Annotated in this window: 16 protein-coding genes and 1 tRNA gene; 11 read left to right on the top strand and 6 right to left on the bottom strand. The window is 51.3% G+C overall.

Annotated elements, in window-relative coordinates; genetic code table 11:
• Positions 1–13 precede the first annotated feature (13 nt).
• Together hyaB and hyaA are read right to left on the bottom strand one after the other, a co-directional pair.
• Positions 14–1,807, bottom strand: a complete 1,794-nt coding sequence (gene hyaB / locus ACJHYO_RS19820) for a Ni/Fe-hydrogenase large subunit (protein ID WP_000107378.1) — start codon at positions 1,805–1,807, stop codon at positions 14–16.
• On the bottom strand, positions 1,804–2,922 hold the full coding sequence (gene hyaA, locus ACJHYO_RS19815) for a hydrogenase 1 small subunit (RefSeq protein WP_001331914.1): 1,119 nt from the start codon (positions 2,920–2,922) through the stop codon (positions 1,804–1,806). Before hyaA ends, hyaB begins: the two co-directional genes overlap by 4 nt.
• Before the next feature lie 426 nt (positions 2,923–3,348).
• On the opposite strand from hyaA, the gene ACJHYO_RS19810 reads away from it, so the two are divergent.
• The 3 genes from ACJHYO_RS19810 (at position 3,349) to tusE (ending at position 4,723) form a co-directional block, all read left to right on the top strand.
• A tRNA-Ser gene (locus tag ACJHYO_RS19810) sits at positions 3,349–3,436 on the top strand.
• A 206-nt stretch (positions 3,437–3,642) separates the two neighbouring features.
• Positions 3,643–4,302 (top strand): FtsH protease modulator YccA, encoded by a 660-nt coding sequence (gene yccA / locus ACJHYO_RS19805; protein WP_085455268.1) that lies wholly within the window; start codon positions 3,643–3,645, stop codon positions 4,300–4,302.
• Between the two features lie 91 nt (positions 4,303–4,393).
• Positions 4,394–4,723 carry a sulfurtransferase TusE gene (tusE, locus tag ACJHYO_RS19800; RefSeq protein ID WP_000904439.1) on the top strand — a complete coding sequence of 110 codons (330 nt, stop codon included), beginning with the start codon at positions 4,394–4,396 and terminating at the stop codon, positions 4,721–4,723.
• Here the strand turns inward: tusE and yccX are convergent.
• Positions 4,720–4,998, bottom strand: a complete 279-nt coding sequence (gene yccX / locus ACJHYO_RS19795) for an acylphosphatase (RefSeq protein WP_000048231.1) — start codon at positions 4,996–4,998, stop codon at positions 4,720–4,722. The two genes, tusE and yccX, sit on opposite strands and share 4 nt — an antisense overlap.
• 94 nt (positions 4,999–5,092) lie before the next feature.
• Here yccX and rlmI point away from each other — a divergent pair, with 94 nt between their 5' ends.
• Positions 5,093–6,283: a 23S rRNA (cytosine(1962)-C(5))-methyltransferase RlmI gene (gene rlmI / locus ACJHYO_RS19790; RefSeq protein ID WP_000116317.1), complete on the top strand. Its 1,191-nt coding sequence runs from the start codon at positions 5,093–5,095 to the stop codon at positions 6,281–6,283.
• Between the two features lie 57 nt (positions 6,284–6,340).
• Positions 6,341–6,658: a heat shock protein HspQ gene (hspQ, locus tag ACJHYO_RS19785; protein ID WP_001295356.1), complete on the top strand. Its 318-nt coding sequence runs from the start codon at positions 6,341–6,343 to the stop codon at positions 6,656–6,658.
• A 44-nt stretch (positions 6,659–6,702) separates the two neighbouring features.
• Here hspQ and ACJHYO_RS19780 read toward each other — a convergent pair whose 3' ends face one another.
• Positions 6,703–7,116, bottom strand: a complete 414-nt coding sequence (locus ACJHYO_RS19780) for a CoA-binding protein (RefSeq protein WP_000665218.1) — start codon at positions 7,114–7,116, stop codon at positions 6,703–6,705.
• A gap of 172 nt (positions 7,117–7,288) precedes the next feature.
• On the opposite strand from ACJHYO_RS19780, the gene ACJHYO_RS19775 reads away from it, so the two are divergent.
• Entirely contained in the window at positions 7,289–7,951 is a 663-nt protein-coding gene (locus tag ACJHYO_RS19775; protein WP_000847785.1) for a DUF2057 family protein, read from the top strand.
• Positions 7,952–8,046: 95 nt separating this feature from the next.
• The gene (gene mgsA, locus ACJHYO_RS19770; RefSeq protein ID WP_001295939.1) at positions 8,047–8,505 is read left to right on the top strand and encodes a methylglyoxal synthase; all 459 of its coding nucleotides are present in this window, start codon (positions 8,047–8,049) and stop codon (positions 8,503–8,505) included.
• A 31-nt stretch (positions 8,506–8,536) separates the two neighbouring features.
• Here the strand turns inward: mgsA and helD are convergent, their stop codons facing one another.
• Positions 8,537–10,591, bottom strand: a complete 2,055-nt coding sequence (gene helD, locus ACJHYO_RS19765) for a DNA helicase IV (protein ID WP_001580558.1) — start codon at positions 10,589–10,591, stop codon at positions 8,537–8,539.
• Between the two features lie 122 nt (positions 10,592–10,713).
• On the opposite strand from helD, the gene ACJHYO_RS19760 reads away from it, so the two are divergent.
• Both ACJHYO_RS19760 and yccS read left to right on the top strand, forming a co-directional pair.
• Positions 10,714–11,160 (top strand): YccF domain-containing protein, encoded by a 447-nt coding sequence (locus ACJHYO_RS19760; protein ID WP_001261236.1) that lies wholly within the window; start codon positions 10,714–10,716, stop codon positions 11,158–11,160.
• Between the two features lie 9 nt (positions 11,161–11,169).
• Positions 11,170–13,332, top strand: coding sequence for a YccS family putative transporter (gene yccS / locus ACJHYO_RS19755; protein WP_000875041.1), 2,163 nt, complete (start codon positions 11,170–11,172; stop codon positions 13,330–13,332).
• On the opposite strand, the gene sxy is transcribed toward yccS, so the two are convergent.
• Positions 13,295–13,924, bottom strand: a complete 630-nt coding sequence (gene sxy, locus ACJHYO_RS19750) for a CRP-S regulon transcriptional coactivator Sxy (RefSeq protein WP_000839136.1) — start codon at positions 13,922–13,924, stop codon at positions 13,295–13,297. The two genes, yccS and sxy, sit on opposite strands and share 38 nt — an antisense overlap.
• A 217-nt stretch (positions 13,925–14,141) precedes the next feature.
• Between sxy and sulA the strand changes: the two genes are divergently transcribed.
• Both sulA and ompA read left to right on the top strand, forming a co-directional pair.
• Complete coding sequence (gene sulA / locus ACJHYO_RS19745; protein ID WP_021523910.1) at positions 14,142–14,651, top strand: SOS-induced cell division inhibitor SulA; 510 nt, start codon at positions 14,142–14,144, stop codon at positions 14,649–14,651.
• A 355-nt stretch (positions 14,652–15,006) separates the two neighbouring features.
• A complete protein-coding gene (gene ompA / locus ACJHYO_RS19740; RefSeq protein WP_001313715.1) occupies positions 15,007–16,047 on the top strand; it encodes a porin OmpA in 1,041 nt (346 codons plus the stop codon).
• Positions 16,048–16,055: the final 8 nt, after the last annotated feature.

Below are 16,055 nucleotides of genomic sequence, written 5' to 3'. Positions count from 1 at the left end.
TTCTCCTTCGCTGTTAACGCACCTGCACGGAGATAAGCTCGCTACCGTCGTCGCCCAGCACGTGTGTTGAACAGGCGAGGCACGGGTCAAAGCTGTGCAGAGTACGCAGGATCTCCAGCGGTTGCTCGGGGATCGCCATTTTGGTGTTCATCAGCGCCGCTTCATAAGCGCCAATCTGCCCTTTGGGATCGCGCGGGCTGGCGTTCCAGGTGGTCGGCACCACGCACTGGTAGAGATCAATCTTGCCATCGCGAATGGCAGCCCAGTGGCCTAACGCCCCGCGCGGCGCTTCGGTAAAACCGACACCACGGCACTCTGTCGGCCAGGTTGCTGGTTCCCATTTTTCCGTGGAAGCGGTGGCAAGATTGCCGTTTTTCAGGTTGGTCATCAGTTTATCGAAGAAATACTGCAACTTACCTGCGGCCCACTGCGCTTCGTGCGCGCGACACAAAATGCGGCCCAACGTTGACTGGATGCCGGAAAGCGGCAGTTTCAACGCCGACATCATACGATCGACCGACTCAACGGTCGCAGCATCGCCTTTGTGATAAGCGATTAACGTGCGTGCCAGCGGCCCCACTTCCATCGCGTTACCGCGCCAGCGTGGCGCTTTGATCCACGAGTAGCGTTCCTGTTCATTCAGCTGCTGAATGTTGGTATCGCTGCCTTTGACATCGCCGGGGTTGTACCACGGGTCGGTAATGCCATCGAACGGATGACGCCCCACCTGATCGTTGGGATAACGATACCAGGCGTGGTCGACAAACTCCTGCACCTGCTGCGGATCAACCAAATCCACTGGCAGCACATTGTTGAAGTCGCCGTTAATCACCGCGCCGCCAGGCATCAGCAGACTTTTCTCGCCAAAGTCGTTGGCAATATCCGGGAATGCGCCGTAGCTGAGGACACATTTATCAGAAAGACCCGTGCCGATTTCGCTCCACGGTTTGTTGAACTGGCCGATGGCTAAGGCGTCGGGGATCATCACGTTGTTAATGAAATCCGCCGTACGGGTAATGATCGACTGCACCAGGTTCAGGCGTTCCATATTGACCGCCCCGACTGCGCCGCTTTCGTCAATGTTAATGGCGCAAGGCATCCCGCCGACAATCCAGTTTGGATGCGGGTTTTTACCACCAAAGACCGCGTGGATTTTGACAATTTCACGCTGGAAATCGAGAGCTTCGAGATAGTGGGCAAAGCCCATCAGGTTGGCTTCTGGCGGCAGTTTGTACTGCGGGTGCCCCCAGTAGCCATTGCGGAAGATCCCCAACTGCCCGCCTTCAACGAATTTCTTCAGGCGGTTTTGTACGTCGAAGAAATAGCCAGGGGATGATTTCGGCCATGAGGAGAGGCTTTGCGCCAGTTCGGAGGTTTTCCGCGGGTCGGCTTTCAGCGCATCTAACACATCGATCCAGTCCATCCCGGCAAGCTGATAGAAGTGCACCAGATGATCGTGGCACCAGAGCGTTGCCAGCATAATGTTGCGGATGATATTGGCGTTGTCCGGCACTTTAATACCGATGGCATCTTCGATGGCGTAAACCGAAGCCAAGGCGTGTACGCCAGTACAGACGCCGCAGATACGTTCAACGAACGCCCACGCATCGCGCGGGTCACGCCCTTGCAGGATGATCTCCAGCCCGCGAAACATGGTGCCGCAGGAGACGGCATTGGTGATCACATTCTGATCGTTAATATTCACTTCGCAGCGCATGTGGCCTTCAATGCGCGTAATCGGGTCGACCACCAGGCGGCGTCCGGCATTGTTGATGGTGTATCCCTGAGTTTCGTACTGAGTGCTCATGCCTGTTTATCCTCATTGCCTGGCTGATGTTCGGTTTCTGTAGGTTGCTGGTTATGACGTCTGCGCTGGTCAACGGCGCTGGCGGCTGCGTGCACACCAACAGCCGCTGCCACCACGCCAAGCGCGGTTAAACCGACGGTGTCGGCGGTGGAATGGGTACCCATTTGTGGAATATCGACCACGCGGCTGTAGAACGAACCGCGATCCCAGAAACCATTTTCCGCACAACCCAGGCAGCCGTGACCTGACTGGATCGGGAAGGAAACGCCATCGTTCCAGCGTGTGGAGGAACAGGCGTTATAGGTGGTAGGCCCTTTGCAGCCCATTTTGTACAGGCAGTAACCTTTGCGGGCAGCGTCATCATCCCAACTCTGGACGAACTCTCCGGCGTCGAAGTGAGCACGGCGATAGCATTTATCGTGGATACGCTGACCATAAAACATCAGTGGACGGCCCATTCTGTCGACATCCGGCAGACGATCAAACGTCACCATGTAAGTAATGATGGCGCTCATCACATCCGGGATCGGCGGGCAGCCAGGTACTTTGATAATGGGTTTGTCGGTGATGACTTTGTCGATAGGCGTTGCCTGCGTCGGATTAGGTCGCGCGGCCTGCACGCAGCCCCAGGACGCGCAGGTTCCCCAGGCGATAATCGCACTGGCTCCAGCGGCGGCACGCTTGAGTTTCTCAATAAACGGTCGTCCGCTGCTGATACAGAACATCCCCTGCTCGCCCAGCGGCGGATTACCTTCAACGGCGAGGATATATTTGCCATTGTATTGCGCGATGATGTCTTCAAAGACTTCTTCCGCCTGGGTTCCGGCGGCAGCCATCAAAGTATCGTCGTAATCGAGGGAAATCAGGGAAAGGATGACGTCCTTCGCCAGTGGGTGAGCGGAGCGGATAAAAGATTCGGTACAGCAGGTGCATTCAAGACCGTGGATCCACACCACCGGAATGCGCGGTTTATTCTCCAGCGCCCAGGCAATCTTTGGTGCCATTCCCGCGCCTAATCCCAGCGACGTGGCAGCCAGACTACAATATTTGAGAAAGCTGCGCCGGGTAACGCCCTGACGCCGCATGGCCTGGTAAAATGTTTCCTCGTTATTCATATCGCACGTCTCTTCTCCTTGCGACACCGGCAGGACACCGGGCGCACATGGTCGGCAAGCGACGTCCCTGTAGCAAGGCAAACCATCGCTTCACGTGAGATGCTGAAAACGAAAGCTCATCCTTCTGCACTGGCGCACGTCGCCAGAAAGTATTGTTAATAAAGCGTAGTGAAACTTTTGCACAAAACAATACAAACTGTGTGGATTTATCTTTTAGCGATAAAAATGGACCTATTTTTCTTTTTGCCGGGCAGTGGGGATGTTTAGCCGGTTGCTAAACGAGTAAAAGAGAAGGAATTCATGGTGATGAAATGATCAATCTGCTGTTATTTCACGCTATCAATGCACTTTTGGCTGTTTTTCAGGCAAACAAACAAATTAGGGGTTTACACGCCGCATCGGGATGTTTATAGTGCGCGTCATTCCGGAAGTGTGGCCGAGCGGTTGAAGGCACCGGTCTTGAAAACCGGCGACCCGAAAGGGTTCCAGAGTTCGAATCTCTGCGCTTCCGCCAAATAAGATAAGGGGTTAGCTAAATGCTAACCCCTTTTTCTTTTGCCTGTCGAAATTCTCAGGGCGTTATATTTGCTTAATGACCTGATAATCCGCTGTTAAACCTGTTCCAGATCAAATGCGTAAAGATGGGTAAAACTTCTGTGTACCTTCCCACATTATCATTATGCTGCTTAATTAATTACATCTGTCATAGAGAGTGACTCAATGGATCGTATAGTTAGTTCTTCACATGACCGTACATCGCTGCTTAGCACCCATAAGGTGCTGCGTAATACCTATTTTCTGCTGAGCCTGACGCTGGCCTTTTCGGCGATTACCGCAACTGCCAGTACGGTGCTGATGCTGCCATCTCCGGGTCTGATTCTGACGCTGGTGGGTATGTATGGTTTGATGTTCCTGACCTACAAAACGGCGAATAAGCCGACCGGGATTATCTCCACATTCGCCTTTACCGGTTTTCTGGGATATATCCTCGGACCAATTCTGAACACCTACCTGTCTGCTGGAATGGGTGACGTAATCGCTATGGCACTGGGCGGAACGGCGTTGGTGTTCTTCTGCTGCTCTGCGTATGTGCTGACCACCCGCAAAGATATGTCGTTCCTTGGCGGTATGCTGATGGCGGGTATTGTGGTGGTGCTGATTGGTATGGTTGCTAATATCTTCCTGCAGCTGCCTGCCCTGCATCTGGCGATCAGCGCGGTCTTCATTCTGATCTCCTCTGGCGCTATTTTGTTTGAAACCAGCAACATCATTCATGGCGGTGAAACGAACTATATTCGTGCCACGGTTAGCCTGTATGTTTCGCTGTACAACATCTTCGTCAGCCTGCTGAGCATTCTGGGCTTCGCCAGCCGCGATTAATCTCACCCGCTAACACTTTCATAGCCTCGCTTTATGCGGGGCTTTGTTTTTTGTTACACTGCCGCCAGTCTGATTAAGGTAGTAAAGAATTATGCTGATCTTCGAAGGTAAAGAGATAGAAACGGATACCGAAGGCTATCTCAAAGAAAGCAGCCAGTGGAGTGAGCCACTGGCGGTGGTGATTGCAGAGAACGAAGGGATTGCGCTGTCGCCAGAACACTGGGAAGTGGTGCGTTTTGTGCGTGATTTCTATCTGGAATTCAATACTTCTCCAGCGATTCGTATGCTGGTAAAAGCGATGGCGAATAAATTTGGCGAAGAGAAAGGCAATAGCCGCTATCTGTACCGACTGTTCCCGAAAGGTCCGGCAAAGCAAGCCACCAAAATTGCTGGCCTGCCTAAACCGGTAAAATGCATTTAACGGATACGAAAATCCGTTAACTCCCCGGAGGGATGATGCGGCTCGCTAAGCACCCGTTCCACACGCGCTGAACGCGGGCCGCCACTTTTTAACCACTGCATTAATTTTTCCACCTGCCCTTCGTCACCGCAGGCAACCACTTCCACGCTGCCATCGTCAAGATTTTTGGCGTACCCGGTTAGTCCCAGTTTTTTCGCTTCGTACTGCGTGGTGTAGCGGAATCCTACGCCCTGAACTCGCCCGTAAACCCAGGCAATTATGCAGACTTTCGACATTGCTGCTCTCCTTATCCTTAATGGACGCGTTGCAAATCCATGGAAAACTCCGGACAATGACGCCCATTTCTTTGCATCGACAGAAAAGTAAATTATGAGTGTACGTTTAGTGTTAGCCAAAGGGCGCGAAAAATCATTACTTCGTCGCCATCCGTGGGTCTTTTCCGGGGCCGTTGCCCGCATGGAAGGTAAAGCCAGCCTCGGTGAAACCATCGATATTGTTGATCATCAGGGAAAATGGTTAGCACGCGGCGCTTATTCGCCAGCTTCGCAAATCCGGGCGCGCGTCTGGACGTTTGACCCGTCAGAGTCTATCGACATTGCTTTTTTTACCCGCCGTTTGCAGCAAGCACAAAAATGGCGTGACTGGCTGGCGCAAAAAGATGGCCTCGACAGCTATCGTTTAATCGCCGGAGAATCTGATGGCCTGCCGGGTATTACTATCGATCGTTTCGGTAATTTTCTGGTGCTGCAACTGCTGAGTGCTGGCGCAGAGTATCAGCGCGCGGCATTAATTAGCGCCCTGCAAACGCTGTACCCGGAATGTGCTATTTACGATCGCAGCGACGTCGCGGTACGTAAAAAAGAAGGGATGGAGCTGACTCAGGGCCCCATCACCGGCGAGTTGCCGCCTGCCCTGCTGCCGATTGAAGAACACGGCATGAAACTGCTGGTGGATATTCAGCACGGACACAAAACGGGCTACTACCTGGACCAGCGTGACAGCCGCCTGGCTACCCGCCGCTACGTCGAAAATAAACGCGTACTTAACTGTTTCTCCTATACCGGTGGTTTCGCCGTATCGGCATTGATGGGCGGTTGCAGCCAGGTTGTCAGCGTTGATACCTCCCAGGAAGCGCTGGATATTGCACGGCAGAACGTTGAGCTGAACAAACTGGATCTGAGCAAGGCAGAGTTTGTCCGTGATGATGTCTTTAAATTGCTGCGTACTTATCGCGATCGCGGTGAAAAATTTGATGTTATCGTGATGGACCCGCCGAAGTTTGTTGAGAATAAAAGCCAGTTGATGGGCGCGTGTCGTGGTTATAAAGACATCAACATGCTGGCGATTCAGTTGCTGAATGAAGGCGGTATTCTCCTGACTTTCTCCTGTTCCGGTCTGATGACCAGCGATTTATTTCAGAAAATCATCGCGGATGCCGCAATTGATGCCGGTCGTGATGTACAATTTATAGAGCAGTTCCGTCAGGCAGCCGATCATCCGGTGATCGCTACCTACCCGGAAGGGCTATATCTGAAAGGGTTTGCCTGTCGCGTCATGTAACTTGAAATGTGGAATTTTACCCTTATATCAAAGGTAAAGATTTCCCGGGAGGTGACTATGATTGCCAGCAAATTCGGTATCGGCCAGCAGGTCCGCCATTCCCTGTTAGGTTATCTCGGAGTGGTCGTGGATATCGACCCGGTTTATTCGCTCTCTGAACCGTCGCCTGATGAGCTGGCGGTGAATGACGAGCTTCGCGCCGCTCCGTGGTATCACGTGGTGATGGAGGACGATAACGGCCTACCGGTTCATACCTACCTGGCTGAAGCCCAGCTAAGTAGCGAATTGCAGGATGAACATCCTGAACAGCCATCCATGGATGAGCTGGCGCAGACCATCCGCAAACAACTCCAGGCCCCGCGTCTGCGTAACTAATCCCTGAACAAATCCCCGGAAGGTTTTTGCCTTCCGGGGATTTTTTATTTGGCCAGGCCCAGGCGAGGGATCTCAATAGCCGGGCAGCGATCCATCACTACATTTAATCCGGCATCCCGAGCCAGTACTGCCGCTTGCTCATTAATCACCCCCAGTTGCATCCAGAGGGTTTTCGCGCCGATGGCGATCGCTTCCTGCGCTACGCCCCACGCCGCTTCTGAATTCCGGAAAACATCGACCATATCGACTTTTTCCGGAACTTCTGCCAGCGTGCCATACCCCTGCTGGCCCAGCAGTGTTTTGCCAGCAACTTTTGGCGAAACCGGAATGACGTGATACCCCTGGTCGAGTAGATATTTCATCACGCGATAGCTGGGACGATCGGGTTTGTCGCTTGCCCCCACCAGCGCAATGGTGTGAGTGGACGTTAAAATGCCTGCAATATCGGTTTCTTTCATTATTTCCTCCAGACTGTTTAACAAAGTGTACGACAAAGCCGACATGCCAACCATGCAGCTAATACGAATGAATGAGAGCAAAAGCGGGAAATATGTCTATATGTTAGTAAGTATGATTAAAGAAAAATTTTGACACATTATTATTCGGGCGGTCTTTTGACAGGAGCTACCTATGAAAACCGGCATCGTGACCACCTTGATTGCATTATGTTTGCCGGTATCCGTTTTTGCCACCACGCTGCGGCTTTCTACCGATGTCGATCTTCTGGTACTCGACGGTAAGAAGGTTTCCAGCTCTCTGCTGCGCGGTGCGGACAGCATTGAACTGGACAATGGACCGCATCAGTTAGTGTTTCGCGTTGAGAAGACGATTCATCTTTCCAATAGTGAAGAACGGCTCTATATCTCCCCTCCACTGGTGGTTAGTTTTAATACCCAGCTCATCAACCAGGTCAATTTTCGCCTGCCTCGCCTGGAGAATGAGCGGGAAGCTAACCATTTTGATGCCGCGCCGCACCTTGAATTGTTGGATGGCGATGCGACGCCGATTCCGGTAAAGCTGGATATTCTCGCCATTACCTCAACTGCAAAAACGATTGATTATGAGGTCGAGGTTGAACGCTATAACAAATCCGCGAAACGCGCTTCACTACCGCAATTTGCCACGATGATGGCAGATGACAGTACGCTGCTTTCGGGTGTTTCCGAGCTGGATGCTATTCCGCCGCAGTCTCAGGTGCTCACAGAACAACGGCTGAAGTATTGGTTTAAACTGGCTGACCCACAAACGCGAAATACTTTCCTGCAATGGGCGGAAAAACAACCATCCTCCTGAGATTTTTGTGCCTGTGCGCAGGCTTTTTCAGTCTTTATCTTGCAGCGATAAGTACTTACAGTAATCTGTAGGAAAGTTAACTACGGATGTACATTATGGAACTGACGACTCGCACTTTACCTTCGCGGAAACATATTGCGCTGGTGGCACACGATCACTGCAAACAAATGCTGATGAGCTGGGTGGAACGGCATCAACCGTTACTGGAACAACACGTACTGTATGCAACAGGCACTACCGGTAACTTAATTTCCCGCGCGACCGGCATGAACGTCAACGCGATGTTGAGTGGCCCAATGGGGGGTGACCAGCAGGTTGGCGCATTGATCTCAGAAGGGAAAATTGATGTATTGATTTTCTTCTGGGACCCACTAAATGCCGTGCCGCACGATCCTGACGTGAAAGCCTTGCTGCGTCTGGCAACGGTATGGAACATTCCGGTCGCCACCAACGTGGCAACGGCAGACTTCATTATCCAGTCACCGCATTTTAACGACGCGGTCGATATTCTGATCCCCGATTATCAGCGTTATCTCGCAGACCGTCTGAAGTAATATTGCACAGGTGGCAAACGCCACCTGTTTCTTACGGTTTTCTCGCCACCGGCACATCCAGATTTTTCAGTATATCCACAAAGGGAGAGGGATTCTCTTTGTTAAACAGTGCCCATACCCGATGACGTGCCCGGGTCAGCGCCACGTACATTAACCGCCGTTCTTCAGCGTCCGGGAAATCCTCAACCGGTGGCAGTAGCGCCTCTTCCATAATCGACTCCCGCGCCGCAGCCGGAAAACCATCACTCCCCTCCTGCAAGCCAACGATGATGACGTAATCCGCCTGTTGCCCTTTGCTGGCATGAATGGTCATAAAGTCGATTTGCAACTTCGGCCAGCGTGTTGCTGCTTTTTCCAGGCTGGCAGGCCTCATGTGATGGTAACGCGCCAGGATCAGAATGCGCTCTTCCGGTTTGGCATAACCAGAGAGTTTATCCAGCAAAGCGTCAAGTTGACCCTCATCCAATAACGTGACGGCTTTTTTGTCTCCATTGGTTAAGCTGTTTAGCGGCTTTTTAAGCTGGCCTGGGTTCTGCTGAATAAACCTGTTTGCCACCTCACCGATACGACTGTTAAAACGGTAGGTCGTGTCTAAATCACAGCGATCACCTTCACCAAAGTTTTCATGGAAAGCCGTGGTAAGCGACATTTGCGCACCGCTGAATCGGTAAATCGCCTGCCAGTCATCACCAACAGCGAACAACGTCGTTTGACTATTTTGCTTGCGTAATGCCGCTAACAACGCTGCACGCTGCGGCGAGATATCCTGAAATTCATCAACCAGAATATGCTTCCACGGGCTGATAAAGCGACCTTTCTCCAGAATCACAATCGCCTGGTGAATAAGGCCCGAAAAATCGACAGCGTTTTCTGCCTTCAGCGCACCTTTCCAGGCTTTTAATAACGGGGCCATCAACTTGATACGTTTACTGAACAGATCGCGAATCTCTTCGGGTGCACTGGCAATCATTTCTGCCTGTGCACCACCGTGCATCCGCATCAGACTTACCCAGCGATCGAGGCGAGAGGCAAGACGACGCTGTAATTTTTCATCATCCCAGAAATTACCTTCTGGCACTGACCACTGCATTTCTTCCGTCAGCCATTGCCGCCAGCCCTTCGCCTGCGCTTTCTTTTCGCTGCATTGCTTGCGCCACTCAGCAATAAAAAGTTCATGACGGGCAGCGGTATCATTTTCCAGTTTGCTGACTATCGGAACTTTTTTGCTGCCCTGCTGAATAATATGCAGCGCCAGCGCATGAAACGTGCGTGCGGTAATGTCTTCGGTATGTAGTCGTTCTCGAATACGCTCGTGCATCTCTTCAGCGGCTTTGCGACCAAACGCCAGCAATAAAATTTGCTCAGGGGACGCTTCACCACGCGCCAGCAACCAGCCTGCACGGGCCACCAGCACCGACGTTTTTCCGCTTCCTGCACCAGCCAGCACTAACAAAGAATGCTCGCCATTAACGACTGCCCGGGCCTGCGCCGGATTCAGCGGTGAAGACTCGACCTGGCGGAAAAAATCCGCATACTCGATAAGCATGGCTTCGGTATACGCCTGATTATGCTGCAACCGAGCGCCTTCAATGTCTTTCAACCAGGCCTGACATTTACGCCACGCCTCACGGCAGTTATCGAATTCTTCCAGTCGGTTAACCGGCAATGGTAACGCCGACAAAGCCTGGCGGATTTGTTGCTGCACGCCAGAGGTTTGCTCACGCGTCAGCCATTTATTTTCTCCGGTGCGCGTGGCAATCAAATCCAGTTGCTGACGTAAAACGCCAGACGCAATTTCGCTCATCTCGCCACTCCACCGCCGCCAGTGAGCATCAAGATGATGGTAAAAACGCTGCGTCTCGCCCCATTCGGTGCCGTGCAGACGCACCACTTTTTCGTCCGGCAGTACAAACTCCAGTTCGCCCCATACCAGACCGCGCTTACAGTGAATCGCCAGTAATTGATTGAAAGGAATAAGGTATTCGTGGCGATCGCCGGAGACTTTAATCCCGGCATTGAGGATCACCGCCCGATCGTAAGGGTGCTGTGCCAGACGTTTTCCAAGCGTTGTCGCTTTCAGTTCCATGACTCTGTAGATCCACACGAAATTATTTCTTATCAGTGTAACCGTCAGAGAAAACGTGCTCCAGCCCAAAAAAACGTTACAATTGCCGCCCATTACTGAAAACCACAGTAAAGCGAGGTTTTATGCGTACCGTTTTGAACATTCTGAACTTTGTGCTTGGCGGATTTGCCACCACTCTGGGCTGGCTGTTGGCGACTCTGGTCAGTATTGTGCTGATTTTTACCTTACCACTGACACGATCCTGCTGGGAGATCACCAAACTGTCTCTGGTGCCTTATGGCAATGAAGCTATTCATGTCGATGAACTGAACCCGGCTGGCAAAAATGTGCTGCTAAATACTGGCGGTACGGTATTGAATATTTTCTGGCTGATTTTCTTTGGCTGGTGGTTATGCCTGATGCACATTGCAACGGGCATCGCACAATGTATTTCCATCATTGGCATTCCTGTCGGTATTGCGAACTTTAAAATTGCCGCTATTGCACTATGGCCGGTCGGTCGTCGCGTGGTATCGGTAGAAACAGCGCAAGCTGCGCGCGAAGCCAATGCTCGTCGTCGTTTCCAATAATCCACTAATATGGCCTTTATGCTAAGTCCTTTGCTCAAACGCTATACCTGGAACAGCGCCTGGCTGTATTACGCGCGTATTTTTATTGCGCTTTGTGGAACCACAGCGTTTCCGTGGTGGCTGGGTGATGTAAAACTGACGATTCCGCTGACGCTTGGGATGGTGGCAGCGGCGCTGACCGATCTCGATGACCGACTGGCGGGACGTTTGCGTAACCTCATCATTACGCTGTTCTGCTTTTTTATCGCCTCGGCCTCAGTAGAATTGCTGTTTCCCTGGCCCTGGCTATTTGCGATTGGCTTAACGCTCTCTACCAGCGGCTTCATTTTGCTCGGCGGTCTGGGTCAACGCTATGCAACAATTGCCTTCGGTGCATTGCTGATCGCCATTTACACTATGTTGGGAACATCACTGTATGAGCACTGGTATCAGCAGCCGATGTATCTTCTGGCCGGTGCCGTCTGGTACAACGTCCTGACACTTATTGGTCATCTGCTGTTCCCGGTCCGCCCGCTGCAGGACAACCTGGCGCGTTGCTATGAACAACTGGCGCGTTATCTTGAGCTCAAGTCGCGCATGTTTGATCCTGATATTGAAGATGAAAGCCAGGCACCGCTGTACGATTTGGCTCTCGCCAACGGTCAGCTGATGGCGACATTGAATCAGACGAAACTCTCGCTGCTGACCCGCTTACGTGGCGATCGTGGTCAACGAGGAACGCGTCGCACACTGCATTATTACTTTGTCGCACAGGATATTCACGAGCGTGCCAGCTCTTCTCATATTCAATATCAAACATTGCGTGAACATTTTCGCCACAGCGACGTGCTGTTCCGTTTTCAGCGGCTGATGTCGATGCAGGGCCAGGCGTGCCAGCAACTGTCACGCTGTATTTTGCTGCGTCAGCCTTATCAACATGATCCGCATTTTGAGCGCGCTTTTACGCATATTGATGCTGCGCTGGAGCGGATGCGCGATAACGGCGCTCCTGCTGATTTACTCAAAACACTGGGATTTTTACTGAACAATTTACGTGCCATTGATGCCCAACTGGCAACAATTGAATCAGAACAGGCCCAGGCACTGCCCCATAATAATGACGAAAATGAGCTCGCTGATGACAGCCCGCACGGATTGAGTGATATCTGGCTGCGTCTTAGCCGTCACTTCACGCCGGAATCCGCCCTCTTCCGTCATGCGGTAAGAATGTCGCTGGTGTTGTGCTTCGGCTACGCCATCATTCAGATAACCGGAATGCATCACGGGTATTGGATCTTGCTGACAAGTTTGTTTGTCTGCCAGCCAAACTATAACGCCACGCGCCACCGGCTGAAGTTAAGGATTATTGGTACGCTGGTAGGTATCGCAATTGGTATTCCTGTGCTGTGGTTTGTGCCATCACTGGAAGGGCAGCTGGTGCTGCTGGTTATTACCGGCGTGCTCTTTTTTGCCTTCCGTAACGTGCAATACGCCCATGCAACGATGTTCATCACACTTTTGGTGCTACTGTGTTTCAACTTGCTGGGTGAAGGTTTTGAAGTGGCGTTACCTCGCGTAATCGATACGCTGATTGGTTGTGCCATTGCGTGGGCGGCAGTGAGCTACATCTGGCCTGACTGGAAGTTTCGCAATCTGCCGCGAATGCTCGAACGCGCCACAGAGGCCAACTGCCGGTATCTAGATGCCATACTGGAACAATACCATCAGGGGCGTGATAACCGTCTGGCGTATCGTATTGCCCGCCGCGATGCACACAACCGTGATGCTGAACTGGCGTCGGTGGTATCAAATATGTCCAGCGAACCGAACGTTACCCCGCAAATTCGCGAAGCCGCGTTTCGGTTGCTGTGCCTTAACCATACGTTTACCAGCTATATCTCAGCCCTCGGTGCTCACCGGGAGCAGTTAACTAATCCTGAAATTCTGGCGTTTCTTGATGACGCCGTTTGCTATGTTGATGACGCGCTACATCATCAACCTGCTGATGAAGAACGCGTCAATCAGGCATTAGCTGGCCTGAAACAGCGGATGCAGCAACTTGAACCACGGGCAGACAGCAAAGAACCTCTGGTCGTACAACAAGTTGGGTTATTGATTGCATTACTGCCAGAGATTGGTCGTCTGCAACGCCAGATTACTCAAGTTCCGCAGGAAACTCCTGTTTCGGCGTAAGAGAGTCAGCCCATTCTGCAAGCTCCTGGCGGCGTGCCACCGGGAGCGCAGCTTCATGAATGCCGATAATGGCCCCTTCAAGCATAAACAGAATCTTTTCTGTCACCAGACTGTTTTGCTGCCGCAGTCGCAACCAACACATTTTTGCCCCAAGTATACGTAACGCCCGTACATCCTTAATCCCCACCTCCCCGAGAATCGCTTCCAGATGAAAAGACATATTGGGCAAATCTTTCAGTCTTTCCCGAATATTGCGCGTGCTTTTCTCTTTCAGCGCTGCATCGAGAGAATATTTCGACAGACGCACCAGCTTCAGTTGATTTCGCCATAGACTTTCATCAACCCGATAGTAATTGAGGGTAACGGATCGGCCACACTTTTTATATGTCAGCCAGACAGGCGGATGTTTTACACAGTACGGTGCACTTTGCTCACAAGCCCGAAGATACAACTCACCATCAGAAACCATCGCAAACACCGTGTCGTCAACGGTTAGGCTGTAACTACCAAACAATGATCGGTATTCAATTGTGCCCAACGTTGCCAGGTATTCTTGTGATTTATAGATCCGCTTATAGGAGAGGCTTTTCATAAAATTCCTTTTAAAATCATAACATAAAAGAATGATTCACATTAACGGATCCGTTAACTACGAAAATAGGCAACTTATTCTTAAGGGGCAAGATTAATTTATGTTTTCCCGTCACCAACGACAAAATTTGCGAGGCTCTTTCCGAAAATAGAGTTGATCTTTGTCGTCACTGGATGTACTGTATATTCATACAGTAACTCACAGGGCTGGATTGATTATGTACACTTCAGGCTATGCACATCGTTCTTCGTCGTTCTCATCCGCAGAAAGTAAAATTGCGCGTGTCTCTACGGAAAACACTACAGCCGGGCTTATCAGTGAAGTTGTCTATCGCGAAGATCAGCCCATGATGACGCAACTTCTACTGTTGCCATTGTTACAGCAACTCGGTCAGCAATCGCGCTGGCAACTCTGGTTAACACCGCAACAAAAACTGAGTCGCGAATGGGTTCAGGCATCTGGGCTACCCTTAACGAAAGTAATGCAGATTAGCCAGCTCTCCCCTTGCCACACCGTGGAGTCAATGGTTCGCGCTTTACGCACGGGCAATTACAGCGTGGTGATCGGTTGGTTGGCAGATGATTTGACTGAAGAAGAGCATGCTGAACTTGTTGATGCGGCAAATGAAGGTAACGCTATGGGGTTTATTATGCGTCCGGTAAGCGCATCCTCTCACGCAACGAGACAACTTTCCGGGCTAAAAATTCACTCTAATTTGTATCATTAAGTAAATTTAGGATTAATCCTGGAACTTTTTTTATCGCCCAGCCAATGCTTTCAGTCGTGACTAATTTTCCTTGCGGAGGCTTGTCTGAAGCGGTTTCCACGATTTTCTTCTGTAAATTGTCGCTGACAAAAAAGATTAAACGTACCTTATACAAGACTTTTTTTTCATATGCCTGACGGAGTTCACACTTGTAAGTTTTCAACTACGTTGTAGACTTTACATCGCCAGGGGTGCTCGGCATAAGCCGAAGATATCGGTAGAGTTAATATTGAGCAGATCCCCGGTGAAGGATTTAACCGTGTTATCTCGTTGGAGATATTCATGGCGTATTTTGGATGATAACGAGGCGCAAAAAATGAAAAAGACAGCTATCGCGATTGCAGTGGCACTGGCTGGTTTCGCTACCGTAGCGCAGGCCGCTCCGAAAGATAACACCTGGTACACTGGTGCTAAACTGGGCTGGTCCCAGTACCATGACACTGGTTTCATCAACAACAATGGTCCGACCCATGAAAACCAACTGGGCGCTGGTGCTTTTGGTGGTTACCAGGTTAACCCGTATGTTGGCTTTGAAATGGGTTATGACTGGTTAGGTCGTATGCCATACAAAGGCAGCGTTGAAAACGGTGCATATAAAGCTCAGGGCGTTCAGCTGACCGCTAAACTGGGTTACCCAATCACTGACGATCTGGACGTATACACTCGTCTGGGTGGTATGGTATGGCGTGCAGACACTAAATCCAACTTTGATGGTAAAAACCACGATACCGGCGTTTCTCCGGTCTTCGCTGGCGGTGTTGAGTATGCGATCACTCCTGAAATCGCTACCCGTCTGGAATACCAGTGGACCAACAACATCGGTGACGCACACACCATCGGTACTCGTCCGGACAACGGCATGCTGAGCCTGGGTGTTTCCTACCGTTTCGGTCAGGGCGAAGCAGCTCCAGTAGTTGCTCCGGCTCCAGCTCCGGCACCGGAAGTACAGACCAAGCACTTCACTCTGAAGTCTGACGTTCTGTTCACCTTCAACAAAGCAACCCTGAAACCGGAAGGTCAGGCTGCTCTGGATCAGCTGTACAGCCAGCTGAGCAACCTGGATCCGAAAGACGGTTCCGTAGTTGTTCTGGGTTACACTGACCGCATCGGTTCTGACGCTTATAACCAGGCTCTGTCCGAGCGTCGTGCTCAGTCCGTTGTTGATTACCTGATCTCTAAAGGTATCCCGGCAGACAAAATCTCCGCACGTGGTATGGGCGAATCCAACCCGGTTACTGGCAACACCTGTGACAACGTGAAACAGCGTGCTGCACTGATCGATTGCCTGGCTCCGGATCGTCGCGTAGAGATCGAAGTTAAAGGCATCAAAGACGTTGTAACTCAGCCGCAGGCTTAAGTTCTCGT

This window comes from Escherichia sp. WS1118, from assembly GCF_046487695.1.
Taxonomy (GTDB): Bacteria; Pseudomonadota; Gammaproteobacteria; order Enterobacterales; family Enterobacteriaceae; genus Escherichia; species Escherichia coli.
Note: the sequence above shows the minus strand (reverse complement) of the source record. Positions and strands in the feature narration are given on the sequence as shown.